Origin of the sequence: Alteromonas sp. 07-89-2 (genome assembly GCF_013113925.1) — a bacterium.
GTDB classification, from domain to species: domain Bacteria; phylum Pseudomonadota; class Gammaproteobacteria; order Enterobacterales; family Alteromonadaceae; genus Alteromonas; species Alteromonas macleodii.
In genome coordinates this window covers 1-25559 of record NZ_VTYM01000028.1, presented here as the reverse complement: position 1 = coordinate 25559, position 25559 = coordinate 1, and the positions used below count along the sequence as shown (strand labels likewise).

Sequence of the window (25559 nt, the reverse complement as noted above, 5' to 3'; positions counted from 1 at the left end):
ATGGCGTTAACAACTCTATCATTCGAAACACCTGATGCATTGACTGACGCATTTGCGCAAGACTTAGTCAGTATCTTAAAAACAGGTATTAAAACTCGTGGTCGCGCATCGCTTGTAGTGAGTGGTGGTCGCACGCCTCTGGCGCTTTTCAAACAACTAAGTGAAACCGAACTTGAGTGGGATAAGGTTGATATCACCCTTGCTGACGAGCGCTGGGTTGAAGAGGGCCACGAGGCCAGCAACACCAGCCTAGTCAAAAATAATCTAATTCAAAATAAAGCCGCAGCAGCTCGTTTTATCGAATTGAAAAGCGATGCTGATGATGCAAACGAAGGCGTAAATGCTGCAGAGTCAAATTTGGCTAGCATGTCGCAACCTTTTGATGCATTGATTCTTGGCATGGGGGAAGACGGTCACACTGCATCGCTTTTCCCTTGCTCTGAGCAAGTACTTGACGGCTTAGATATGAGCAGCGGCAGAACCTGTATCGCTGTTCAACCTACAACAGCACCTCATCAACGTATTTCATTAACGCTACCTGCGTTACTCAATAGCCGTAATATCTTTTTGCACTTAACCGGTGAGAAGAAAAAGCAAGTATTGCTGGACGCTATTGAAAATGCCACCGAAGCGCAAAAGCCCATCACCGCCGTAGTTAACCGTGCGCCGGTTACTTTGATGTGGGCGCCATAGGAGACAAACATGAATCCAAAAATTGCTGAAGTTACGCAACGAATTATCGAGCGTAGTAAAGAAACGCGTAAGGCGTATCTAGAAAAAATTGAGAGTGCACGACGTCAAGGACCACACCGTGGTGTGTTGTCATGCGGTAACCTTGCTCACGGCTTTGCAGCATGTGGAACAAGCGAAAAATCTGACCTTCGTTCAATGACTAAAGCCAACGTGGCTATTGTGTCTGCGTATAACGATATGCTTTCAGCGCACCAGCCTTACGAGACTTATCCTGCGTTAATTAAAGAAGCAGTGAAAGAAGTAGGCAGTGTAGCCCAGTTCGCAGGTGGCGTACCTGCTATGTGTGATGGTGTTACACAAGGCCAGTCTGGCATGGACTTAAGCCTAATGAGCCGTGATAACATTGCTCAGGGGGCTGCCATTGCGCTTTCTCACAATATGTTCGATAGCGCATTGATGCTAGGTATCTGCGACAAAATCGTTCCCGGGCTACTAATGGGCGCACTAACGTTCGGTCATTTGCCAACCGTTTTTGTGCCAGCCGGTCCAATGCCATCGGGTCTTCCAAACAAAGAAAAGGCCCGCGTTCGTCAAGAATTTGCCGAAGGTAAAGTAGGGCGTGACGCGTTGCTTGAAGCTGAATCTCAATCTTACCACTCTGCTGGTACCTGTACGTTCTATGGAACGGCAAACTCGAATCAGCTAGTGGTTGAAATGATGGGCTTGCACCTTCCGGGTTCGTCGTTTGTTAATCCAGGCACACCTTTGCGCGACGCGTTAACTAAAGCGGCTGCGGTCCAAGCGACACGCCTAACTGACCTTGGCGACAACTATACGCCAATTGGTCACATTGTAGATGCAAAAGCCATTGTGAACGGCCTTGTAGGTCTTCTTGCTACGGGTGGTTCTACTAACCACACCATGCACCTTATTGCGGTAGCTCGCGCTGCAGGTTACATCGTAAATTGGGACGACTTCTCAGATATCTCTAATGCTGTGCCTCTTCTTACTCGCATTTACCCGAATGGCTCAGCTGACATTAACCACTTTGTTGCAGCAGGTGGTATGTCATTGCTAATTAGACAGCTGCTTGATGCGGGTCTACTACATAACGACGTTAAGACTATTTGTGGTGAAGGCTTAGACTTCTACACTAAAGAGCCTGTGCTTAAAGACGGCGAATTAGAATGGCGAGATGGCCCAACTGAATCCCTTGATAAAGAAGTGCTAGCAACTGTTGACGCTCCGTTTAAGCCAGATGGTGGTTTGAGTGTACTTGACGGCAATCTTGGTCGTGGCGTTATCAAAACCTCAGCGCTTCGCACGCCTCACTGTAATATCAAAGCGCCAGCGGTTGTGTTTGAAGACCAGTTTGAACTGGATGACGCGTTTAAGTCTGGCAAGCTAGACAAAGACTGCATTGTAGTTGTTCGCTTCCAAGGTCCTTCTGCGATTGGTATGCCAGAACTTCACCGCTTAACGCCACCTCTTGGTGTGCTTCAAGATCGCGGCTTTAAAGTGGCGCTAGTTACTGACGGTCGTATGTCTGGTGCATCAGGTAAAGTTCCTGCAGCTATCCACGTGACTCCAGAAGCTTATAAAGGCGGTCTACTTGCTAAAGTGCAAGAGGGCGACATTATCGAGCTAAACACACAAACTGGTGCACTAACACTGCATGTGGATGATGAAACACTGGCTGCACGTGAAGCAGCGCCAGCGAACTTAGCTAAGCATCACGTTGGAATGGGACGTGAAATGTTTGCGGGTATGCGCGCTATTCTGACAGGTGCAGAAGAGGGTGCATGTTCACTGTTTTACACGCAGGAGCAAGCATAATGAGCCAGAAGTTTGTGGCTGATGTTGGCGGTACGAATATTCGCGTTGCAAGGGTAACCGAATCAGGTGTGGCCGACATCAAGAAATACATGTGTAATGATTTTGCCAGCATTGACCTTGCTATTGCACAATACTTTAGCGACATGCCGGAATACAGCTTTTCGCAGGGCTGTATTGCTATTGCATGTCCAGTATTGGGCGATCAAGTCGAGATGACGAATCACAGCTGGGCATTTTCGCAAAATGCGCTTCGCTCGCAGCTTAAACTAGATGCGTTGTTCGTTATTAACGACTTCACTGCCGTAGCGCACTCATTGCCTGTATTAGGCGAAGAGCAAGTGGTGCAAATTGGTGAAGGCACAGCGAAAGAAAATGGCAACATCGCTGTTTTTGGGCCAGGTACGGGATTAGGTGTTGAACATATCACGATGACCTCAACCGGTTGGCAGACGCTAGACGGAGAAGGTGGTCACGTAGACTTTGCACCGGTAGATGAAACCGATGTTGTCGTATGGCGTCACCTTCAATCTACCTTAGGACGTGCTTCTGCTGAAGAAGTGATGTCTGGTCGTGGTCTGCACAACATCTACACTGCGCTAGCCAATCACGCTTCTTCGCCAGTTGTATTTACTGAGCCTGCACAAATTACAGAAGCGGCGCTGAATGGAACCTGTGAGTTAGCCGAAGCAACACTTACACAGTTCTGCCGAATTATGGGTAGCTTTGCAGGTAATCTTGCACTGAACATGGCGACTACTGGCGGCATCTTTATAGGCGGCGGTATCGCAAACCGTTTCCCTGAATTTATTCAAAACAGCGACTTCAGAGCGCGTTTTGAAGCGAAAGGGCAAATGAAGCATTACGTAAAAGACATTCCCACCTATCTTATTGCAGAGCCTGATCACGGGTTATTAGGTGCGGCTGCATATCTGAATCAAAATACAGCGAGCTAAATTATGACATCTAAATGGAAAACCTCTCCAGAGGAAATTTTTGCGGCCGGCCCAGTTGTACCTGTATTGGTTATCAACGATGTAGAAAAAGCCGTTCCTCTAGCAAAAGCACTTATGGAAGGGGGGATCAAGGTACTAGAAGTGACGTTGCGTACACCTGCAGCAATCGACGTTATTAAACGCATTGCCGACGAAGTACCTGATTCTCTAATTGGTGCGGGTACAGTAACCAACGCACAGCAGCTTAAAGCGGTAGTTGAAGCCGGCGCTAAGTTCGCAATTAGCCCAGGTATGACGGCTGATTTGCTAAAAGCGGGTATGGATTCAGAAATTCCACTTATCCCTGGTATCTCTTCAACTTCAGATTTGATGAAAGGTAAAGACGCGGGTTACACCCACATGAAATTCTTCCCAGCTGAAGCCTCGGGTGGCGTTAAAGCTATCAAATCTATCAGCGGTCCTTTCCCTGATGTGACGTTTTGCCCAACGGGTGGCATTGGTCCAAACAACTACAATGACTATTTAGCGCTTAACAACGTTAAATGTGTAGGTGGTTCGTGGCTTGCCCCTGACGACGCAATTGAATCAGGTGATTGGGCGCGTATTACGCAGCTAGCAAAAGAAGCTGTTGCGGGTGCTAAACAGTAATTTGCTGAACCTTTAAATGAAAAAACCTGCTCATTGGCAGGTTTTTTTATATCTCTTGATCGTGAACTGCGACTGTCTACCTTCCGAAGTGTCAGCGAAATTGCGCTTGCACTTCAAATAATTTACTTCGGAACAATAGATTGTTTCAGTGTGTGGCTAGCACCGGGGGACAGTGTCTTTCCCTGAGTTAGCGATGTTTCTACGCACAACATATGCTTATAGCCAAATGGGTCCATGTCTGAAATAGACGCGGCGCCTAACCACGGGTTCCACACTACCAAAGAGTCATTGCCGTCGGATACCACTTCCGTAAACGTGTTGCCTTCGACTTCAATTTCTGCTGTTTTAATCGGCGCAACATGAATGCGATCCGTTTCGCCTGTGATAGTGTAAGGACTCGGTGTCGTCTTAAGTCCCCAGTCGTCAAGTTTGTCTTTATATTGACCTTCAATTCCAGTTATTTTGGTATGTTGAATGTGATCAACGTGGAAATATGTATGTAGCGCACAGTTAAATTCGAATGGTACAACCCCCGTATTTTCTGTAGTTAGCGCGACGTCCATCGTCTCACCAACTGTAATTACCATGGTCACGTTACAATCGTTTTCAAACCCTTCAGCTCGGGTAAAGCTTGGCGAAAGCGTAATCGTTGTTCCGCTTTCTGTATCTTCTGAATGAATTAGTTTCCACACTTGGGTTCTTAAAAAGCCGTGAGAGGGCAGGGAACCTTTTTCCCTCCCGTGGTCGTCGCTAAACCATGGCCAACAAACAGGTATTCCACCGCGAATTGGACGCTCTCCATTTAGATAAGCGTGTGGGCTTACCCATAGCCGCTCTTTGTTATCGCTTTTAGGAACAAAAGACAAAATATGGCCACCAAATAAACTTATACGCGCTGTGGCGAAAGCGTTATCCACATCTAAAAAGGTGAGGCCATTAGACTCGCTAACGGTAACTGAATTCACAGGTGACATAAGTCCTCCTTGGACTGAATACTTAACTTACTAATAGATGACGGGAAAATAGGCATCGCTGGAAACCGTCTTTATATGAGACAACAAAAAAGGTGCAAACATAATGTTTGCACCTTTAGATTAACTCAATTTTGAAACAAATAGTTTAACTATTTGTTTTATATTTTGTTTATTACTTAGAAATGTGAGCCACAAGGTCTAGAACCTTGTTTGAGTAGCCCCATTCGTTGTCGTACCAAGATACTAGCTTAACAAATGTGTCAGTAAGCGCGATACCTGCTGTGGCGTCAAATACCGATGTGCGTGCATCGCCAAGGAAATCGTTAGACACAACCGCATCTTCAGTGTAACCCATGATACCTTTCAGCTCGCCTTCTGAGGCTTCTTTCATCGCTGCGCAAATTTCATCGTAGCTAGCCGGCTTCGCAAGATTTACAGTAAGGTCTACTACTGAAACATTTGGGGTAGGTACACGGAAAGCCATACCAGTTAACTTACCATTAAGCTCAGGGATAACTTTACCTACGGCTTTTGCAGCACCAGTTGACGATGGAATGATGTTTTGACCCGCGCCGCGGCCGCCACGCCAATCTTTCATTGAAGGGCCATCTACCGTTTTTTGAGTCGCAGTAGTCGCGTGAACGGTCGTCATCAGGCCGTCCACGATACCAAATTTATCGTTAAGCACTTTGGCAAGTGGAGCAAGACAGTTAGTTGTGCAAGACGCGTTTGAAACGATAGTTTCGCCAGCGTAGCTTTCTTGGTTAACACCGATTACAAACATTGGCGTGTCGTCTTTAGACGGTGCAGACATTACAACTTTCTTCGCACCAGCTTCAATATGCTTCGTGGCAGTTTCTTTAGTCAGGAATAAACCTGTCGACTCAACAACTACGTCAACGTCTACTTCGTCCCATTTAAGCGCTGCTGGATCTCTTTCAGAAGTAATGCGGATAGTTTTGCCATTTACAACTAGACTATTGTTATCTACTGTAACTTCACCGTCGAATAGACCGTGTGTAGAGTCGTATTTCAAAAGATAAGCAATGTAGTCCGTGTCTAGTAAGTCGTTTATTGCAACAACTTCGATGTCGTTGCGCTCGGCTGCTGCGCGCATTACTAGGCGTCCAATACGGCCAAAACCATTGATACCGATGCGAATTGTCATAACGTACCCCGATTATTTAAATAAAATGAAAATAAATTACGTAAAGTATGGATCAAAATGCCATAATTAGCAAAATAAAAAGCAAAAGTGTTGCAAAATTACGAATTAGCGCTATTGCAATCGTATTCACATATCGCGAAGCCTTTGTTTCTAGAATAATGTTAAAAATTTGTTTGCAGACGCACCTTTAAACCTCTGGCGAGTGCGTTTTTCACCGAATAACAGGAATGACACACCATGACACAACAACTTCTGCAACAACTGGTTGAAATGCGGGGAATAGAAACCCAATACGTCGACGCATGGGGAAAACCAGCAACCATCGCAGAATCAAGTAAAGCAAAACTGCTCAACACACTTGGCTATGACACCAGCAGTGACGAAAAAATTCAGTCGCAAATTACACAAGATATAAAGTCGGTATGGTTGTCGCCGTTAAATCCTGTTCAAGTAGTTCGCAATACCCAAGAAATCAACCTAGCAGTTCGTTTGCCTATCGAGTTAGTAAACGATGACCACACGCTAACGGTTACCTGTGAAAATGGTGACGTGCTCACTCACCAATTTACTCCAGTCGACCAAGAAATGACGACAATGGCGCATATCGACGATGTCGAGTTTCATGAATACGTGTTAACCCTACCTTTGGATTTACCTCTTGGGTACCACGATGTAGCCTTAAGCGCTGACGACGATGAGTTTGCGCGTTCTCGCTTAATTGTGGCACCAGAAGCGTGCTATACACCGAAAGAGATCAGAGAAGGTAAAAAAATATGGGGCTTAAGCGTTCAGCTTTACTGCGTTCGCAGTGAAAAGAACTGGGGAATTGGTGACTTTTCTGATTTAGCTCTGCTTATTGAAAAAGCCGCTGGTGTGGGCGCAGACTTTATCGGGCTTAATCCTATTCACGCGCTTTACCCTGCAAACCCTAATGCGTGCTCGCCTTATGGACCAAGCTCACGTCGCTGGCTTAATTATTTGTATATCGATGTGACAGCCATTGATGGCTTCGAGGATGCATCAGTACAAGCGGTAGTAAGCAGTGATGAGTTTAAAGCTACCTTGGAACATGCACGTAGTGTAGAACATGTAGACTATGAAGCGGTAGCTCATGTGAAATTGGCCGCCCTTAAAGCGGTATTTGATGCCTATGATGCCAAATACCTTCGTAAAAACACCAAACAAAATAAAGCGTTTAAAGCGTTTGTGGAAGCGGGCGGTGAAAGCTTAGATATCTTGGCAGTGTACGATGCCTTGCAATCGCACCTAAAAGCTGAAGGTAAAGACAGCTGGGGGTGGCCGGTATTTCCACAAGAATATAAAGACTATCACAACCCAGCCGTTGCCAAGTTTAAGCGCGCTAACGAACAAGACGTTAAATTCTACTTGTTCTTGCAGTGGATTGCGGCGCAGCAGCTTGAACTTGCAAGTAGTAAAGCTACAGATGCGGGTATGACTATTGGTCTTTATCGCGACCTAGCGGTAGGGGTGAGCGAAGGCAGTGCAGAAATTTGGGGTAACAAAGACCTATACTGCACGGGCGCAAGCGTAGGTGCTCCACCGGATATCTTAGGCCCACTAGGCCAGAACTGGGGGTTGCCGCCTATGGACCCTCGTAAGTTGTATGAACAGGGTTATCAACCTATTATTGACTTGTTTGCGTCTAACATGGCGTCGTCGGGTTCACTGCGCATCGATCACGTTATGGCGTTGCTGCGTTTATGGTGGGTAGTGAAAGGTGATAATGCAAAAGATGGTGGTTACGTTTATTACCCTGTAGATGATTTGCTTGGTATTTTAGCGCTAGAAAGTCACCGTAATCAAAGCCTGGTTATTGGTGAAGACTTGGGTACTGTACCAGAAGAAATTCGCAGTAAGCTTGCCGATAATGGCGTGTACTCATACCGCGTATTTTTCTTCGAACAAGCCGAAGACGGTGGTTTCTTCTCACCTAGCCATTATCCTGTTCAGTCTATGTCAACATTGACTACTCACGATATGCCGACGCTGATTGGTTACTGGCACTGTCTAGATTTAGAGTTAGGCAAAGAGATAGGGCTATATCCAACAGAAGAAATTCTACAAACGCTTTATGCGGATCGTCACGAAAACAAACAGGCGATTTTAGATACTTTGCACGGCCACGGCTCAATTGGCGACAACGTGGGTCACGATGTTAACTATACAGGGATGAATCGTGAATTGAATAACGGTATGCAGGTACACATGGCTGGTGGTTCAAGTGCTCTGTTAAGCCTTCAGTTAGAAGACTGGTTAGAAATGGATAAGCCGGTAAATATTCCGGGCACATTTGACGAGTATCCGAACTGGCGAAGAAAGCTAACCGAGAATATCGAGTCGATGTTCGATAGACATGATATAAATGAGTTAGCGTCTAAACTTACTCTCGCCAGAAAGCAAGCAAGTCAAGGTTAATTACTATTATCGAATAAAGGGTAATAGTATGTTGCTTGGGTAACTTAAACGAGTAAGATAGAGTATCAGTACGGTACTAGACAGAGCTTAAATGTGGTCAACGCATTTAAGCTCACAATTCAACCCGCTGCCATGCGGGTTTTTACTAGGAGTAGCGAATGCAATTAGCGCAGCAGTTTGAACAGGTATTATGTTCACAGCCGTTTTCCCATTTAGGTGTAATTACCAATAAACAAGAATCGATACTTCGCGTTTGGCACCCCAATGCCAGTCAAATAACGATTAAATGGGAGAATACAGCGCTAGCAAATGTAACCGCGACCTCCAACAATGGTCTTTTTGAAACACCATTACCTAAAGAATATCAGGGTGAAATTTATCGTGTTATCGCCGAAGGCTTAAATGACGATAAGGGCTATATCGACCCTTATCAATTCTCCGAGCAGGCGTACCATGCGGTACACTACATCGATAGCAAGCCTTCAAATTTGTACGAGCAAGCGGGCGCGCAACTTTTAACACTCACTTCATCACAAGGCGATTCGGTAAAAGGTGTCAGGTTCTGCGTTTTCGCGCCCAATGCGAGTACGGTGTCGCTCATTGGCGATTTCAATCAGTGGGATGGGCGCACGCATCCTATGGAAAAGACCTCTATGGGATACTGGGTACTGTTTGTGCCAGAACTCGCAGAGGGAGAGCGCTACAAGTATCACATTAAAGATGCACACGGCCACGATCTACCGCACAAGGCTGATCCACTTGGCTTCAGTGCAGAGCAGTATCCTTCTCATGCTTCGAAAATTTACAACCACAATAACTATGAGTGGAATGATAGTGCATGGATGGAAAAGCGAAAGGGGAACAAGTACAACAGCCCAATGAGCATTTATGAAGTGCACCTTGGCTCTTGGAAGCGCCCGGGTATTGATACTGATGCGCGCTACCTTACTTACAAAGCGCTTGCCGATGACTTAATAAGCTACGTCAGCGATATGGGTTACACTCACGTTGAACTGCTGCCTATTTCCGAGTTTCCTTTCGACGGTTCGTGGGGCTATCAGCCCGTGGGAATGTTCGCACCAACGAGTAGATTTGGAAACCCAGATGAATTTAAATACTTTGTTGATAAGGCCCACCAAGCAGGTATAGGCGTAATTATCGACTGGGTACCTGCGCATTTCCCAGAAGACGGCCATGGCTTGGCGCGATTTGATGGTTCTTGTGTTTATGAATATGAAGATCCGAGAAAAGGTTGGCATCCGGATTGGAATTCTTGTATTTACGATTTCGGCAAAGACACAGTTCGTCAATTTTTAGTTGCAAACGCATTGTTTTGGCTAGACAAATTTCACGTTGACGGACTCAGGGTTGATGCAGTGGCATCCATGCTTTATCTCGACTATTCACGCAATGACGGAGAGTGGATCCCGAATGTGGATGGTGGCAACGAAAATTACGAAGCCATCAGCTTACTGAAATGGATGAATGAAGAAGTGTACAAGCACTTCCCTGACGCCATGACTATTGCCGAAGAATCAACGTCGTTTCCCAAGGTTTCTCGTCCAGTATTTGATGGTGGTTTGGGCTTTGGCTTTAAGTGGAACATGGGGTGGATGCACGACTCATTGCACTACATCGCTAAAGACCCCGCCTATCGCAACTATCACCATGGCGATATTACCTTTAGCATGGTTTACGCGTTTGACGAAAACTTTGTGCTGCCGATTTCGCACGATGAAGTGGTACACGGCAAAGGCAGCATGCTGCATAAAATGCCTGGCGATGAATGGCAGCAAGCCGCTAACCTGCGTTGTTACGCGGGCTTTATGTACGGCCACCCCGGCAAGAAGCTTAACTTTATGGGGAACGAGCTTGCGCAGGCACGAGAATGGAACCATGACAGTAGTTTAGACTGGCACTTGCTCGATTACGAAAAGCACAAAGGCATTCAAGCGCTTTATAAGGCGCTCAACCACCTCTATACGTCTACGCCAGCGCTTTACGAGCAAGACCACGAACCAGGGGGCTTTGCTTGGTTGGACCACAATAATGCAGACCAAAGCGTAGTTTCATTTGTTCGTATGTCAAAAGATGCGAGGCAAAAAGTATATGTGGTATCTAATTTTACGCCTGTGCCGCGTCAGAACTTCAGAATAGGCGTAGATGATGCATGCACGCTGACGCTAGCATTAAATACAGATGATGGTGCATATTGGGGTAGTGACTACGACGTTGCTTCTACTGTAAATACGCAAACCATACCTTGGAATGAGCGTACACACTCTGCAGAAATCACGTTACCGCCGCTAGCCACAGTATTTTATGTTGCCAATGTGGATTAATCCGACTAGGGCGACACGCCCTAGTGAAGAGATAAATTGAGAACGAAGTGAACGAAATTCGAGACACCGCACTAATTGTAGAAAGTGGAATGGGGAAGGCATATCCACTTGGCGCAACAGTTACACAAGATGGGTGTAATTTTGCCGTATACGCGCCCGATGCGAAGGCGGTCGTGCTGTGTTTTTTCAATAGTGACACAGAAGAGGCGGTGAGTGAGCATCCTTTGCCTGAGAAAACCGGTGATGTCTGGCATGGCTACTTTAGCGGCGTTAGCGCAGGACAATACTATGGTTATCGCGTAGAACGCGGTGAGGGAGGGTTACATGCAGTACCCACCGACAAACTGCTGATCGACCCTTATGCCAAGAAAATTAGTCGCGCAATAAAATGGGACGCTAGGCAATACAAACATGACTCTCAGTTTATGATCCCCAAGTGCATAGTAATTGATCAAAATGACTATGCGCCCAGTCATGTTAGCGCGCCTGTTATCCCGAAACACAAGCGAGTAGTTTACGAAGCACATATTAAAGGGCTCACAAAACTCCATCCCGATGTACCTAAAGAACATCGTGGCAAATTCATCGGTGCTGCCCATCCGAGTGTCATCAAGCATCTCAAAGCATTAGGCATAACCACGGTGCAATTTATGCCGTTGTGCTCATTCATGCCTGAACCATTTATAACAGAGAAAGGCTTAACTAATTATTGGGGATACAACCCGGTTAACTTCTTTGCGCCTGAACCACGCTACGGTGTGTCAGACGCGCTTGCTGAACTGAAGTCTATGGTTGATGCTTATCATACAGCCGGACTTGAGGTCATTGTTGATGTGGTATTTAACCATACAGCAGAGGCAGGCAATGGCGGTCCTATTCTTTCTTATAAGGGGTTTTGCCCTTACCAAGCGTACTTATTAGAGCAAACGAAAAACGGAGAATTGGTTTATTCCAACCACTCAGGCTGCGGTAACACGGTAAATACCGCGCAGCCATTTATGATGGGACTTATTTTAGATGCCATGCGCCACTGGGTATCCGTAATTGGCGTTGACGGCTTTCGTTTCGATTTAGCAGTATGCTTGGGAAGAGAGCCACAAGAATACAGTAAAAAATCTGGGCTATTGAGAGCCATTAATAGCGATCCTGTCTTAAAAGAGAAAGTATTGCTTGCCGAACCCTGGGATATTGGGCCTGGAGGCTACCAAGTGGGTAACTTCCCGTCTCCGTGGTTAGAGGTGAATGATAAATACCGCGATACGGTGCGCGCCTTCTGGCGTGGAGACGATGGCGTTACCGCGGACTTTGCTACCCGCTTAATGGGCTCACGGGATATATTTCACAAAGGCCATCGACATATCAGTACGTCGGTAAATAACGTGACATATCACGATGGGTTCACGCTGCACGATATGGTGACCTACGCCGAGCGTCACAATCTCGATAACTTAGAAGAAAATCGAGATGGCCATGGACACAACCTGTCTGCCAATTATGGTATTGAGGGGGAAACGAATGACGAGCAGATACTCGTTATGCGTGAACGTCAAAAGCGCAATCTCTTTGCAACGCTGATCTTCTCGCAAGGTACACCGCATATTCTTGGTGGCGATGAATTAAGCCGCACCCAAAATGGCAATAATAATGCCTATTGTCAGGATAATCCTATTAGCTGGATGAATTGGGAATTAAACAAGCGCAAGCAAGATTTTCTTAGCTTCTGCCAATATGTGATCCGTTTGCGTCAGTCCTCTTCACTGTTAAGCGAACTAAAGCTGAACGATGATACTTTTACGCTCTCACGAAATGTAAAAGAAATAAATTGGTATAAGCCCGATGGTTCTGACAAAGCGTCTGAAGATTGGAATGCGCATCATAACAAGGCGTTTGGTGTGGAAATAAAAGGTTGTGTAACGGGCGAACAGAAGCCAGAGCATTGGTTCTTGTGTGTTAATGCAAGTGAAAGCGACGTGCGTTTTCACCTACCTTCTGTCATACCCAGGGGAGGGTGGACCATGCACCTGGATACGCGCTACAGCTCTCTTGAAGAACAGCCTTCAATTTGCATTCAGAAGGTGTTTTTACAGGCCAGCAAATCGCTAACCTTGTTCAGTTTCTCTCAGTTCTCTGGATAGAATAATGGCTTACAATACGACCTTATACTTGGTTAAGAGTGCCGTTAACGAATTTCAGAGTGCCGCTAAACGGCACTTTACCCAGTGCACTTTAGCTGAATAGGAAACAGAGTCTTTACCTTTGTGTGAATTTCATACAGCATGGGTAAAAGCGCATAACGCAGGTGCTGAATGCGTGCCAAAGTCTCGGCTAAACTTGCTTACAAAACCCGTTAATGTTTACCGCTGGTGACAATTACACCACTGCGCACTAAATTGTTAGCTTAGACTGTTCTTTATTCTTTCAGGTGGTATCATGCGCAGCCATCTGAAATGTGAGGGTGTTCCTATGCAAAAGAAAGGTGGTAATTCGCACGAAGACAAGTCGTGTGACATTGGTTTTATCGGTTTAGGGGTGATGGGTAGTAACCTTACCATGAACCTAGTGGACCACGGCTATCGTGTAGCGTGTTTCGATTTAGACCAAAATAAAGTTGAGTCTATTCTTGCCAAAGACGCAAGCGAAAGAGCTGAAAATACTGAGCCTCGCGTTGAAGGCTGCAGTTCTTACACCGAGCTTTTAAGCAAGTTAAAAGCCCCGCATCTTATTATTATCTCTGTGCCTGCTGGCGATCCTGTTGACCACGTTTGCAATCATCTTATTGACGCCGGAATTCACGCTGACGATATCGTGGTTGATACTGGCAACAGTTTGTGGACAGACTCTGTAGCACGTGAAGAGCAGTACAAAGGTAAATTTATCTTCTTCTCTACCGCCGTGTCAGGTGGTGAAGTAGGCGCTCGTTTCGGGCCATCTCTTATGCCTTCAGGCAACCCTTATGCATGGACACGCATTGAGCCTGTTCTTAAAGCTATTGCTGCAAAGGTTGACCCAGAAACAGGTAAACCATTAGAAAGCCATACGCCAGGTCAACCAGTGTTAGAAGGCGAACCATGTGCGACCTACATCGGTCCGGTTGGAGCCGGGCACTATGTAAAAATGGTGCACAACGGTATCGAATACGCCGACATGCAGCTTATCTGCGAAACTTACCATGTTATGCGCGAAGCGCTACATATGGCGCCAGCTGAAATAGCAGAGGTGTTTCGTCGCTGGAACGAAGGCAAGCTGAATAGCTACCTGATGGAAATTAGTGCTGAAGTTCTTGAGCAAATGGATCCAGAAACACAGCAGCCGTTGGTTGATGTGATCTTAGATAGAGCAGGTCAAAAAGGTACAGGCCTTTGGACTGCAGTAAGCGCATTACAAGTAGGTAGTCCGGCACAGACCATCACTTCTGCGGTATTCGCGCGCAGTATCTCTAGTTTGAAAGACGAGCGTGTAGCTGCGAGTAAGGTCCTTTCAGGCCCTGATGCGCCATCGTTCAGCGATGATGAGAAAATGTCGATCATCAACAAGCTAGAGCAAGCGCTTTATTGCTCTAAGATCTGTGCGTACGCACAGGGCTTCCAGTTAATGGCTATGGCAGGCAAAGAACACGGCTGGACACTGGAGTTTGGTGAAATAGCGAAAATATGGCGTGCAGGCTGTATTATTCGCGCCGTATTTCTTCAGTCTATTTCTCAGGCTTACGAGAATAACGAAGACTTAGCCAACTTGCTATTGGACCCGTTCTTTGCGGAACAAATTACGCAGTATCAAGCTGACTGGCGTGAGTCTATCGCCCAAGCGACACTGGCTGGCGTGCCTTGCCCTGCAATGATGTCGGCGCTAAGCTATTACGATTCATATCGCACAGCTGTGTTACCTGCTAATTTGCTGCAAGGACAACGCGATTATTTTGGCGCACATACCTATCAGCGTGTAGATAAGCCAGCTGGTAAAAAGTATCACATCGAGTGGAGTGATCCTGCACGTCCGCAAACCGCTATCAAAAAATAGTATGAACTAAATAGTGTTACACGCGCTCATAATTGAGCGTAAACTATCGAAAGGTGTATTTGTTTTCAAATACACCTTTTTTGTTTTAAGAGGTAAGTTATGTCGACAGATGAAAAAGCAAACGCATCAATAGCTAAAAAAGACTGGAAAACTGAGCTCACTGACGAGGAATATTATGTATGCCGCGAAGCGGGTACTGAGCGACCTTTCACTGGAGTATTGTTAGACGAGCAGCGAGATGGATTGTACGTGTGTAAGTGCTGCGAAGCGCCACTTTTCCCCTCAGATACTAAATTTGATGCTGGTTGTGGATGGCCTTCATTCTATAAGCAGCTTGATGACGGTAATGTAGATTACAGAGAAGACTTGAGTCACGGTATGCGTAGGGTTGAGATATTTTGTAAGCAGTGTGGCTCGCACTTAGGCCATGTATTTCCAGATGGTCCTGCGCCAACGGGTCAACGCTACTGCGTAAATTCGCTATCTATGACCTTTAAAGGCGAAGATGATACACAAATTAAAGGTTAAAAAGCCCTAGGTGAGCGCTTGATTAAGGTAAACATCTGATTAAATTTTGACCTCATGTGGAAAGTCGAGAGATCCAATCATAAAAAACCGCCCATAAACGGCGGTTTTTTTAATTATTTACCAATGAAATTGTGTAATTGAGTTTCAAAAAATTAGAGCTTATCCAGTTTCAATGAATCTGCGTTGAAGGTCGCGCTATTCAAATTACTGACTATTTCATCAACAATGTTATCTAGAATACCTACTGGAAGGGCATAGCGTTGTCCAAGTTGAACACGCTGAGTGTCGTTAAGTCTTTCATCGAAGGCTTCAGCCACACCATACCAGACGTAAGAAAAACGATAGTTGTCCATATCCATTCCCATTGAAGCAAGCGAGTAGAAAATACTGACATCAATGTCGTCGCTATCTTTATATAAACTTAGCGCGCGATATAAGGTTTCAATAGTACGCTTTTGGTCTGTTTTAATCTGAACAGAGGCCAGTGCGACCAGTAGCTTTGGATCGCTTACGCGGTTGCTGGCAGCGTAGCGCTCAAAGCGATGAAAAGCCTCTTTGTCGTTATATCGTGTCCAATGATAGTAAGAAAGGTAAGGATCAAGGGAGTCTTTCGTCTCGCGGCTTAGGCGTTTAATTTCACGCTGAGCAGTAATAACGCCTTTTAGCCGTGTCGCTTCCTTGCCTTTGCGTTTAACGTGTTCGATATGCTGCACTTCTTCAACGCAGGTGAGATACTCTTCGAAGCTCAGAAGAAGTGGGAATTTGTAAGCGTCGTCTTTTGAATCTTGATTGTAGTAACGCAGGCGAATAATCTCAGCTCGCTCGCCGCGACAACGGGCATCCAAACTCAAATCTAAGCAAATCTCGCTGTGAGATTCACAAATTTCACTGATAGTAGGTTCAAAAAGATCGCCACAACCCGTCAGTGTTGTCGCTGCTGCGAGCCACACCGTCGTTACATAACCTTTTGTTGGAAACTTACTAAATAAATTCGTTGTTATACGAGTTTTCATAGAGGTTTTGAAACTTATCAACAATTTGGTCTTCCTTGCTTGTTTATTTAAGATACTGCTCGTCACCGTCAGGCGAAAACTCACCTAGTGTACCCTAAAAATAATAAAAAGCTGACGCGTAATTAGGATCAGTTGTACGTGTTTGTGCCACAAAAAATTGGCCGCGCATACAACAATGACAACACCGTTAAATTAATATCGATGAAGGCAGAAGCATGAATCAACAGTTTGAGCAGGAATTACAAAGCAGCTGGCAAGAGCGTCAGGAATACGCAGAAATGATGTTGCCCCTTATTGGTAAATTGTATCGCAATAAGGCAGTTGAAATTTCGGTTTATGGACGCTCGCTACTGAACGCCAGTGCTATTGATGTTATTAAAGCGCACCGCAAAGTGCGTCTGCACGAAGGTATTAAGCTACGCCTACGCGAAAGCTATCCAATCTTAGAAGCCTTGAGCAACATGAAGCTTGCTCCTGCACAAATTGATATTGGTAAATTGGCTTTTGATTTTCACTACGGTTCTGCGGTCGACAACAACGACCTTACGGCCTACCTTAACGAAAAACTAAACGACGTTGCCGATAAAGAGGACGACCAGAAACCTCAGGACGTTGTACTATATGGTTTTGGCCGTATAGGTCGTTTACTTGCTCGCTTGCTTATTGAACGCCAGGGTAAAAACAATAAGCTTCGCTTACGTGCCATTGTGGTTCGTGGCGGGCGCGATGGCGACCTAGAAAAACGCGCAAGCTTACTGCGCCGCGATTCAGTGCATGGGCCGTTCAACGGCAGCATTACAGTTGACCACGAGCGTAACGCGCTAAAAGCAAACGGTTCATACATTCAAGTCATTTATGCCAACAGCCCCGATGAAGTGGATTACACGCAATATGGTATCGATAACGCTATCATCGTAGACAACACGGGTATTTGGCGTGACCGCGATGGCCTTGGCCTACACCTTAAAGCTAAGGGGGCAGCGAAAGCTATCCTTACTGCCCCGGGTAAAGGTGACATCAAGAACATCGTACACGGTGTAAATGACGAAGAAGTAACACCAGAAGACACAATTGTATCTGCTGCAAGCTGTACAACTAACGCAATAACGCCGGTACTTAAAGCGCTAGACGAAGAATATGGCATTGAAAACGGTCACGTTGAAACCGTTCACTCTTACACTAACGACCAAAACCTTATCGATAACTACCACAAAGGTGATCGTCGTGGACGTAGTGCGCCACTTAATATGGTTATTACCGAAACGGGCGCTGCGAAAGCCGTTGCCAAAGCGTACCCGAAACTGGCAGGTAAACTTACCGGTAATGCTATCCGCGTACCTACACCTAATGTATCGCTAGCGATTTTGAACCTAAATCTTAAAACGCCGGTGGATCGCATTGCAGTTAACGAGTTCTTGCGCGATACCGCGTTGTTCTCAAAGCTTCAACACCAAATTGACTACACGGCAAGTAAAGAGATTGTGTCAACAGACTTAGTCGGCTCTCGCGCGGCGTCTGTGGTTGACTCTCAGGCGACCATCGCCGCAGATAACCGCCTGACACTATACGTGTGGTATGACAACGAGTTTGGTTACAGCTGTCAGGTACTGCGCGTGGTTCGTGATATGGCAGGGCTAAGTTTCCCTACGTTGCCGCTTTAAGCAACACGCAATTTAATTAACTGTATAAAAAACCGACCTAAGTGGTCGGTTTTTTGATGGTGTAAACATTTTGTATACTTTCGATAGTACAAAACCCGCTGTGTGCGTGGAATTTGTGTTTACGTCTATGCTAAATTAGCGCTCAAATAATGAGGAAAACGACAGTCTATGCATATTTCCAGTCAATTCGACAGCGGTAACATTGAAGTTGTTACCGCACAATCACCAGACGATATCCGTCTAACCATTCCCAACGACAACCAATCTGAATTTGCTCAGTGGTTCCATTTTCGTTTAGTGGGCGAAACTTTTGTAACTCACACAATGACGATTGGTAATCTGGCTAAGTCAGCGTATCCAGAAGGTTGGAAGGGATATAACGTTCTAGCGTCTTACGACCGTCAAACTTGGTTTAGAATTCCTAGCGAATTTGACGGTGACAATCTTACGTTCTCACTAACGCTAGAACAGCCAAGCGTATACTTCGCGTATTTCATTCCTTTTAGCTACGAACGTCACCTTGATCTTGTGCACGACGCGCAGATGTCACTACTGTGCGAGCACAAATTCCTAGGCCTTACCCTTGATGGCCGTGATATGTCTATGCTGGTTATCGGTGAAGAAACACCAGAAAAGAAAAAAGTCTGGATCACAGCACGTCAACACCCTGGCGAAACCATGGCCGAGTGGTGTGCCGAAGGTATTATTTATCGTCTGCTCGACGAGCAAGATGGTTTGGCGCGACAGTTGCTTGATAATGCTGTTTTCTACATTGTGCCAAACATGAACCCAGACGGCAGCGCACGCGGTCATCTGCGTACCAACGCTGTAGGAACCAATCTAAACCGCGAGTGGGCGACGCCTTCGCAAGAAAAAAGCCCAGAAGTACTTTACGTACTGAATGCAATGAGCGAAATTGGTGTAGACATGTATCTTGATTTGCACGGTGATGAGGCATTGCCGTACAACTTTGTCGCAGGAAGTGAGGGTAACCCTAGCTACAATGACACCATCAAAATGCTTGAAAATACGTTTAAAGATGCGCTGTTGAACGCTACGCCAGAGTTTCAAGATGAATTTGGTTACGATAAAGATGAGCCAGGCAAGGCTAATTTAACCGTAGCGTCAAATGCGGTGGGCGAGAAATTCAAATGTATGGCATATACGGTGGAAATGCCATTTAAAGACAATGCAGATGTACCGGACGATATCTACGGTTGGTCGGTACAGCGTAGCCGTCAATTAGGTGAAGATTTACTTATTGGTGTGAATGCAGTTGTTAAAAAGCTAAAAGCATCAGAGCAATAAAATAAAAATAAGGAAGCGAAAGTTTCCGCAAAAAGGCCTCGACAAAAAGAGGCCTTTTAATTATTAAAATAAAACAACAATTAAACATAATAAAAAAGGGGAATAACGTTGGAAGGGTTATATGGTTTTCTAACTATGCTCGATGGATTCTTAGGAGGCGCGTTCTGGTTTCCTTATGTACTGTTAGGCGTAGGTCTTTTCTTTACGGTTTATCTTAAATTTCCGCAAATTCGTTTCTTTAAACATGCTTGGCAGGTTGTTACCGGTAAGTTTGATAAAGAAAGCGATCCAGGCGACACCACCCATTTTCGCGCGCTAACTACCGCACTGTCTGGTACCGTAGGTACAGGTAACATCTCAGGTGTTGCATTCGCTATTTTCCTTGGTGGCCCCGCTGCACTATTTTGGATGTGGGTAACCGCCTTTTTAGGTATGACTACAAAATTCGTTGAAGTTACTCTGTCGCACAAATATCGCGTAAAGACAGAAGACGGCACCATGGCCGGTGGCCCTATGTATTACATGGACCGTCGCCTAAACATGAAGTGGTTAGCGGTTGCATTTGCTGTTGCAACGGTAGTCAGCTCATTTGGTACCGGAAACCTTCCTCAAAGTAATGGTATCGCGCAAAGTATCGAAGCAACGTTTGGCTTCGAGCCTTGGATGGTAGGTAGTGTACTGGGTATTCTTCTTGCCTTGGTAATTCTTGGTGGTATCCAACGCATTGCCGCGTTTACAGCGCGTGTTGTTCCAGTTATGGCTGTTATCTACCTCATCGGTGCGCTAGCGGTTATTTTCGCTAATCTTGACAACATAGGGCCTTCGTTTGCCGCAGTTATCGGTGATGCGTTTACTGGTTCAGCTGCCGCAGGTGGTTTCTTGGGAGCTTCGTTAGCTTATGCGTTTAACCGTGGGGTTAACCGAGGCCTGTTTTCAAACGAAGCGGGTCAAGGTTCTGCACCTATCGCTCACGCAGCAGCAAAAACGAAAGAGCCTGCTTCAGAAGGTATGGTGTCACTGCTTGAACCCTTTATCGACACTATTCTAATTTGTACCGTAACGGGTTTGGTTATTCTGTCGTCGGGCGTGTGGAAAGAAAAACACGAAAACGTCTTCGATCGTTCAGACATGTACTTTGTTGCAGGTCAATACGACGACTCGAATCAGGATGACGTAAACAAACTATATGGTTACTTGAATGAAATTGAAGGTAACAATGTACAGCCTTACACTGGCTCAATTACCGTTGTTAACGGCACGGCTGTAAGCGATGGTTTTACACTGCTTAACGCTAGGTCTGTAGCAGAAGACGTGAAGTATGCAGTAGGTAGTGAAGACTTGTTTACTGGCACGCTTAAGATTGTCGACGGAAAGCCGGTTAAAGAGAATCTTGAAGTAAGCGGTAAGTCACTGGTTCACTCGGCAGCGCTCACCACCATTGCCTTTACTCGCGGTTTCTTTGGCGATTTCGGTCAATATATCGTGTCAATTGGGCTTATGCTGTTTGCGTTCTCAACCGCCATCGCTTGGTCATATTATGGTGATCGCGCTATGACATATTTGTTCGGTCCTCGTTCCGTAATGCCGTATCGCGTCATCTACGTCGCCGGTTTCGTTTGGGCTGCATTCTCTGACACCACATTAGTTTGGGCACTTTCAGCTGTGGCTATCGTGGTAATGACCTTGCCAAACTTGTTCGGCATCATGTTGCTTTGTAAAGAGATGAAAGAAACGGTTAACGACTACTGGTCTCGACATAAAAAATAAGGTGAGTATTGCCTAAAGCATTGCCCCTGCTTGAGTTTCACTGAAGGGAAACGCAACTTGGCTATCAGGTAAAAATGCGTAGCGGTGAACTTTGTATAAAAGTTAACACCCTGCGCATTTTTGTTTTATGGCGATAAGGTTAATCCACAGAATCGACTTCATTGTTGTGATGAACTTAAGTATGATACCCATCCGCGTATAAATGCGTCTTCGCTCAATAGCGAGTTGCGCATTTCCATTTCGCACCCAATAAACAGGAGCAACATATGGCATTAGTTGACTGTCCTTCGTGTAACAAAAAAACGTCTGACAAAGCGAAGACGTGTCCTCACTGTGACTTTAAAATCGGTGATGCGACCTCTGAAGATATAGAGCGCAAACAAAGCTTACAAAGATTTAAAAAGTTAGCCAGTATCCAGAACCAATCCCTTCTTGCTATGCTGATATTCGTTGCGAGTTTTGGCTTCATGTATTGGGGCGGAACACGCCCAGGTGATTTGCAACATAATTTAGCTATTTTGGGCGCAGTGGTTGGCTTTGTTTGGTACTTAGTAAACCGCGCGCGTATTGTTTACATTAAGCGTTTTTCCTAAATGAATATAGAAGCACTTTTAGCCAGCATGACGCCGGAGATTTACGAGCGTCTGCGTCAGGCTGTTGAAACAGGTAAGTGGCCAGATGGCACGCCTTTAAACGAAGAGCAAAAAGCAAGCAGTATGCAGGCTGTTATGCTGTATCAAGCAAAAATAGAAAAGTCCTCTGAGCATATGACAGTAGGTGAAAGCGGCGAAATCGTACATAAAAGTAAAGCCGACTTTAAACGCTCGTTACGCGATGAGCAGGATGATAATAATACAATAGCGCGGTTTAAACAGGATGATATTTAGTCGTATATTTGCGCCTTCACACCAAAGCCCAAAGCCTGAAAAACGGATGCAGGCAATCGAGAGTCTCTCTCCCGAAAAGGCACAGGAAAAAACAATTCTTCACGAACTGGCATTTAATGACGAAGATGCAAATGTCAGTTTAGCAGCACTCGAAAAGCTTAATAGCTTTGTGCTGTGGCTTAAAATGTCACAAATTGCCAAGCAGTCTCGCGTTAAAAAAGCGGCGGAGAAAAAGGTAAACGCCGCTTTGTTAGGCGAGGGGGATGTCACACTCTCCCGCCAAGAGATATTCTCTTTTTTAACTGAAACAGCCAACGCCGATTTGGTAGTGCAGTTAGTACCGCAAATGTTGAAGAAAGAGCCTATGCTCTTACAAGATGATGCGCTAGCTAACGCGCTAATCGAAAAAGTAGCGAAGCCATCTTTCACCCAGTTTGTTTTTTTAGAAGGCGCAAGTCCCCAACTGCAGACTCAACTAATAAACGCACATTCAGACGTATCAGATTTGCAAAAGCTTGCTAAGAAAGTGTCAGATGATGCGCTTGTTACGCAAATTAATGCGCGGATCGATGCTATCAAAGAGGCTGCAATGCGCCCAGTGGAGCTTAAAAAGCAGCTCACTTTGGGACTTTCAAAATATCAGGCTTTACTCGACAAGTCAGATGTAGAAACCATTGATGAAAAGCGCAACGAACTTGAGAGCGAATTGACTGGGCTGTTTGCTCAAATTGACCTACTCACTTCAGAAGAACGCGCTGATTATGAAGAAAAGCGCGCGCGTATAGGTGAGCAGCTCGAGCGATATTTAAGCCGTATCCGCCCAGCATGGGAAGAGAAGCAACAAGCGTCGCAACGTGCCAATACCAAAGCATTGTGCGAACAGCAGCTTACTCATGCCAAGGAGCAGGTAGCTTGGTTGTACAATAACAGGCTTTGTGAAGCGACGCTTGCTGATGTTGCTACGGTTAATGAAAGCGTGCGCGGTGTTGAAGCAACGCTCGAACAGCTAGCGCGTCTCGATGATGAATCTGCAACTGATAAGCGAATTACACAGATTAAGCGCTCTGTCGACGAACTAAACGAGCAGCTTGATCGCTTCTCTATGCAGCAGCAATACGGCCAAAAGCTACTGATAAAACTTCAGGCGCTCGAAGACATTGCCGCTAAGATCGTTTCGGCAAGCGATAGCGAGTCGGGTAAAGATACCCGTGATGTGAGCGTTGAAGAAGCTAGCGCATCGACTGAGAATTTGAGTCAGGTAAATGGTGGCGACGCATTGCAAAGCAGTAGTGTAGTGGCTCTTAAAGCGGAGTTTGACGAAGCACGTCAAGCGTATAAAGCGCTTAGTCGCGAAATCGATGCCATTCCTAAGGCGCTGTCTAAACGTTTTAACGCAGCGACAAGCAGTGTAAATGCCAAAGAGCGTGCTCAAAAATCCAAAGAAAATGAGCAAGTAAAACACATTAGAAAGCACATTAGCGTTATCGATAACTTAATTGCTCAGGGTAAATTCCGCGTTGCTATTTCAAAATTTGCAAAGCTTCAGGAAAGTTATGCTGCGCTTCCTGGTTCAGCGAAAAAGTATGTAGAGAAACGTTTTGAAAAAACCGCTGGTGATGTGTCGCGCTTAGAAGGATGGCAGGATTACCTTGCTGCGCCGCGCAAACCCGCTCTTGTAGAAGAAGCAAAAGCGTTAGCCAGCGCTGACGCAGAAAATATTAAGCAAAGAAGTGAGGCCATTAAGTATCTTCGTAAGCAATGGTTATCACTAACACCGTCATCGTCAACGAGTGAAGAAAGTAGTGATGACGCGTTGTTACAGCAGCAATTCGATGATGCACTTGAAAAGGCCTTCGAGCCTTGTAGAGCGCATTACGCGAAGTTAGATGCACAGCGGGCTGCTGCGCGTGAACAGCGTATGTCGATTATCGCTACCGTTAAGGCAATGGACATTAACATGCCGGAAGCCGAGTTAGTGAAAGTTTTCGATAGAGTGTCTAAACAGTGGCACGCTGCAGGTCAGGTTGAACGTGAAATTTATGAACAGCTGAAGCAAGAATGGAAGGCGGTATCATCGCCCATTCAGGCTAAAGTAAATCAATGGCAAAGTGACAACCAAGCCCAAAAGCGTGCGTTAGTCACCCAAGCTTGTCAACTTGCTATGGAAGAAGATGTCGCTGGCGCTGCCGACAAGGCTCAGCAATTGCAAAGCCAATGGAAGCAGGTAGGCCATGCAGGTAAACGTGAAGAGAGTAAGTTGTGGGCAGAATTTAAGGCTGCCAATGACACCGTATTTGAACGTTTAAAAGCCGAGCGGAAAGTACAGAATAATGCATTTAACGCGTTAGTAGATTCGCTACTCAAGCAAGTGGAAGCTGTTGACATCAACAGCGATGATGCAACGTTCAGTCAATCAATAAGCGACGTTCGCGCTCAGTTAACCGACTTGCCTAAAGCGCAACGTACGAAAGTAGATAAAAAGATTGATTCACTTGAAAGTAAGCGCGCGGCGCAAGCGAAAAATGCACAATCTCAAGCCCGATTGGCGCGAGCTCAGGCTCTGATTTCTTTACTACAGCTAAGTGTAGGTGAGGGAAGTGGTGATGAGCAATCTCTAGCGGAAACGTTAGGGAAGCGTTGGTCAAGCGTATTGGGTCAGTCAACTGGAAATAAAACAACTCAGCACGATAGACAATGGTTGACGGTAGCATTAGAAGTCGCAACTGGTATGCCAAGCCCAGATGCAGACGCATCTATACGCTCTAGCGTACAGCTACAAATGATGACATCTAAGTTGGAACAAGGCGAAGCGGCAACAGCTCCCGACATTCTTGCTGACTGGTTATCATACGACTCGATAAGCGAAGAAGATAACCATTTGCTGCAACGAGTTGTTTCAGTTATTGATACTCATCCTGAAATTGTTGCTTAAACGGAAAGCCTAAATGGAAAACAGTGTTGAGTTTCAATTTGAAACAGAAATGTCTGCCTATCGCTTTTTGAATACCGTGAAGCATATTGACGCAGAAGGGTTAAGAGTGAAGTTCGGGCGTACGGATCATCACGTGAGTGTAAAATACCGTTACGGCGTAGGTGAATTTGATTCGACGCTATCTACACTAGACGATCTTGCTCGTGAGTTAGGTGGTGAAGAAGTGTCTTAACTAACCATAGGTCAAACCACGTCGACTGTAAATACAAAAAGGGCCAGACAATTGTCTGGCCCTCAGACTGTTGAAAAAGCCCTAGACGAAAGTCTGGGGCTTTGATCTAATAGGCATAGTGAAATTCGGAGTGTTCACCATGCTAACCCCAAAGTCCCCACAAC

General features: G+C 45.7%; 19 protein-coding genes. 16 read left to right on the top strand and 3 right to left on the bottom strand.

What is annotated here, in order from left to right; translation table 11 throughout:
* Genes pgl through F0261_RS16620 form a run of 4 tightly spaced genes read left to right on the top strand, consistent with a single transcriptional unit; the run spans nt 1 to nt 4130 of the window.
* Nucleotides 1-693, top strand: a complete 693-nt coding sequence (gene pgl / locus F0261_RS16635) for a 6-phosphogluconolactonase (RefSeq protein ID WP_014979596.1) — start codon at nt 1-3, stop codon at nt 691-693.
* Between the two features lie 9 nt (nt 694-702).
* Nucleotides 703-2529, top strand: a complete 1827-nt coding sequence (gene edd, locus F0261_RS16630) for a phosphogluconate dehydratase (RefSeq protein ID WP_014998717.1) — start codon at nt 703-705, stop codon at nt 2527-2529.
* Nucleotides 2529-3482: a glucokinase gene (locus F0261_RS16625; RefSeq protein ID WP_171338497.1), complete on the top strand. Its 954-nt coding sequence runs from the start codon at nt 2529-2531 to the stop codon at nt 3480-3482. The genes edd and F0261_RS16625 overlap by 1 nt, the downstream gene beginning before the upstream one ends.
* 3 nt (nt 3483-3485) lie before the next feature.
* The gene (locus F0261_RS16620) at nt 3486-4130 is read left to right on the top strand and encodes a bifunctional 4-hydroxy-2-oxoglutarate aldolase/2-dehydro-3-deoxy-phosphogluconate aldolase (protein ID WP_171338496.1); all 645 of its coding nucleotides are present in this window, start codon (nt 3486-3488) and stop codon (nt 4128-4130) included.
* A 122-nt stretch (nt 4131-4252) separates the two neighbouring features.
* On the opposite strand, the gene F0261_RS16615 is transcribed toward F0261_RS16620, so the two are convergent.
* Together F0261_RS16615 and gap are read right to left on the bottom strand one after the other, a co-directional pair.
* Nucleotides 4253-5104, bottom strand: a complete 852-nt coding sequence (locus F0261_RS16615) for a D-hexose-6-phosphate mutarotase (RefSeq protein ID WP_171338495.1) — start codon at nt 5102-5104, stop codon at nt 4253-4255.
* Between the two features lie 172 nt (nt 5105-5276).
* Entirely contained in the window at nt 5277-6272 is a 996-nt protein-coding gene (gene gap, locus F0261_RS16610) for a type I glyceraldehyde-3-phosphate dehydrogenase (protein WP_171338494.1), read from the bottom strand.
* Nucleotides 6273-6509: 237 nt separating this feature from the next.
* On the opposite strand from gap, the gene malQ reads away from it, so the two are divergent.
* The 5 genes from malQ (at nt 6510) to msrB (ending at nt 15595) form a co-directional block, all read left to right on the top strand.
* Nucleotides 6510-8708: a 4-alpha-glucanotransferase gene (gene malQ / locus F0261_RS16605; protein ID WP_171338493.1), complete on the top strand. Its 2199-nt coding sequence runs from the start codon at nt 6510-6512 to the stop codon at nt 8706-8708.
* 158 nt (nt 8709-8866) lie between these two features.
* Complete coding sequence (glgB, locus tag F0261_RS16600) at nt 8867-11050, top strand: 1,4-alpha-glucan branching protein GlgB (RefSeq protein WP_171338492.1); 2184 nt, start codon at nt 8867-8869, stop codon at nt 11048-11050.
* A 47-nt stretch (nt 11051-11097) separates the two neighbouring features.
* A complete protein-coding gene (gene glgX / locus F0261_RS16595; protein ID WP_171338491.1) occupies nt 11098-13185 on the top strand; it encodes a glycogen debranching protein GlgX in 2088 nt (695 codons plus the stop codon).
* Nucleotides 13186-13513: 328 nt separating this feature from the next.
* Nucleotides 13514-15067: an NADP-dependent phosphogluconate dehydrogenase gene (gndA, locus tag F0261_RS16590; protein ID WP_052235384.1), complete on the top strand. Its 1554-nt coding sequence runs from the start codon at nt 13514-13516 to the stop codon at nt 15065-15067.
* A gap of 99 nt (nt 15068-15166) precedes the next feature.
* Nucleotides 15167-15595: a peptide-methionine (R)-S-oxide reductase MsrB gene (gene msrB, locus F0261_RS16585; protein ID WP_039216559.1), complete on the top strand. Its 429-nt coding sequence runs from the start codon at nt 15167-15169 to the stop codon at nt 15593-15595.
* A 152-nt stretch (nt 15596-15747) separates the two neighbouring features.
* Here msrB and F0261_RS16580 read toward each other — a convergent pair whose 3' ends face one another.
* Nucleotides 15748-16632 carry a DUF2989 domain-containing protein gene (locus F0261_RS16580; protein ID WP_039216558.1) on the bottom strand — a complete coding sequence of 295 codons (885 nt, stop codon included), beginning with the start codon at nt 16630-16632 and terminating at the stop codon, nt 15748-15750.
* A gap of 191 nt (nt 16633-16823) precedes the next feature.
* Between F0261_RS16580 and F0261_RS16575 the strand changes: the two genes are divergently transcribed.
* The 7 genes from F0261_RS16575 to F0261_RS16545 all read left to right on the top strand — a co-directional run bounded on the left by F0261_RS16575 (nt 16824) and on the right by F0261_RS16545 (nt 25395).
* Entirely contained in the window at nt 16824-18269 is a 1446-nt protein-coding gene (locus tag F0261_RS16575) for a glyceraldehyde-3-phosphate dehydrogenase (protein ID WP_014979588.1), read from the top strand.
* A gap of 168 nt (nt 18270-18437) precedes the next feature.
* The gene (locus tag F0261_RS16570) at nt 18438-19577 is read left to right on the top strand and encodes a carboxypeptidase family protein (protein WP_171338490.1); all 1140 of its coding nucleotides are present in this window, start codon (nt 18438-18440) and stop codon (nt 19575-19577) included.
* Between the two features lie 108 nt (nt 19578-19685).
* Complete coding sequence (locus tag F0261_RS16565) at nt 19686-21344, top strand: sodium:alanine symporter family protein (protein ID WP_014949838.1); 1659 nt, start codon at nt 19686-19688, stop codon at nt 21342-21344.
* A gap of 266 nt (nt 21345-21610) precedes the next feature.
* Complete coding sequence (locus F0261_RS16560) at nt 21611-21937, top strand: zinc ribbon domain-containing protein (RefSeq protein WP_014949837.1); 327 nt, start codon at nt 21611-21613, stop codon at nt 21935-21937.
* Nucleotides 21938-22231, top strand: coding sequence for a YeaC family protein (locus F0261_RS16555; RefSeq protein WP_014949836.1), 294 nt, complete (start codon nt 21938-21940; stop codon nt 22229-22231).
* The gene (locus tag F0261_RS16550; RefSeq protein ID WP_171338489.1) at nt 22221-25163 is read left to right on the top strand and encodes a DUF349 domain-containing protein; all 2943 of its coding nucleotides are present in this window, start codon (nt 22221-22223) and stop codon (nt 25161-25163) included. The genes F0261_RS16555 and F0261_RS16550 overlap by 11 nt, the downstream gene beginning before the upstream one ends.
* Before the next feature lie 13 nt (nt 25164-25176).
* Nucleotides 25177-25395, top strand: a complete 219-nt coding sequence (locus tag F0261_RS16545; RefSeq protein WP_014949834.1) for a hypothetical protein — start codon at nt 25177-25179, stop codon at nt 25393-25395.
* The last annotated feature ends 164 nt before the right edge of the window (nt 25396-25559 follow it).

Bases quoted from the DNA above. Each gene is read 5' to 3' on its own strand.
- pgl (WP_014979596.1), top strand. From the start codon at position 1: ATGGCGTTAACAACTCTATCATTCGAAACACCTGATGCATTGACTGAC.
- edd (WP_014998717.1), top strand. From the start codon at position 703: ATGAATCCAAAAATTGCTGAAGTTACGCAACGAATTATCGAGCGTAGT.
- F0261_RS16625 (WP_171338497.1), top strand. From the start codon at position 2,529: ATGAGCCAGAAGTTTGTGGCTGATGTTGGCGGTACGAATATTCGCGTT.
- F0261_RS16620 (WP_171338496.1), top strand. From the start codon at position 3,486: ATGACATCTAAATGGAAAACCTCTCCAGAGGAAATTTTTGCGGCCGGC.
- F0261_RS16615 (WP_171338495.1), bottom strand. From the start codon at position 5,104: ATGTCACCTGTGAATTCAGTTACCGTTAGCGAGTCTAATGGCCTCACC.
- gap (WP_171338494.1), bottom strand. From the start codon at position 6,272: ATGACAATTCGCATCGGTATCAATGGTTTTGGCCGTATTGGACGCCTA.
- malQ (WP_171338493.1), top strand. From the start codon at position 6,510: ATGACACAACAACTTCTGCAACAACTGGTTGAAATGCGGGGAATAGAA.
- glgB (WP_171338492.1), top strand. From the start codon at position 8,867: ATGCAATTAGCGCAGCAGTTTGAACAGGTATTATGTTCACAGCCGTTT.
- gndA (WP_052235384.1), top strand. From the start codon at position 13,514: ATGCAAAAGAAAGGTGGTAATTCGCACGAAGACAAGTCGTGTGACATT.
- msrB (WP_039216559.1), top strand. From the start codon at position 15,167: ATGTCGACAGATGAAAAAGCAAACGCATCAATAGCTAAAAAAGACTGG.
- F0261_RS16575 (WP_014979588.1), top strand. From the start codon at position 16,824: ATGAATCAACAGTTTGAGCAGGAATTACAAAGCAGCTGGCAAGAGCGT.
- F0261_RS16570 (WP_171338490.1), top strand. From the start codon at position 18,438: ATGCATATTTCCAGTCAATTCGACAGCGGTAACATTGAAGTTGTTACC.
- F0261_RS16560 (WP_014949837.1), top strand. From the start codon at position 21,611: ATGGCATTAGTTGACTGTCCTTCGTGTAACAAAAAAACGTCTGACAAA.
- F0261_RS16555 (WP_014949836.1), top strand. From the start codon at position 21,938: ATGAATATAGAAGCACTTTTAGCCAGCATGACGCCGGAGATTTACGAG.
- F0261_RS16550 (WP_171338489.1), top strand. From the start codon at position 22,221: ATGATATTTAGTCGTATATTTGCGCCTTCACACCAAAGCCCAAAGCCT.
- F0261_RS16545 (WP_014949834.1), top strand. From the start codon at position 25,177: ATGGAAAACAGTGTTGAGTTTCAATTTGAAACAGAAATGTCTGCCTAT.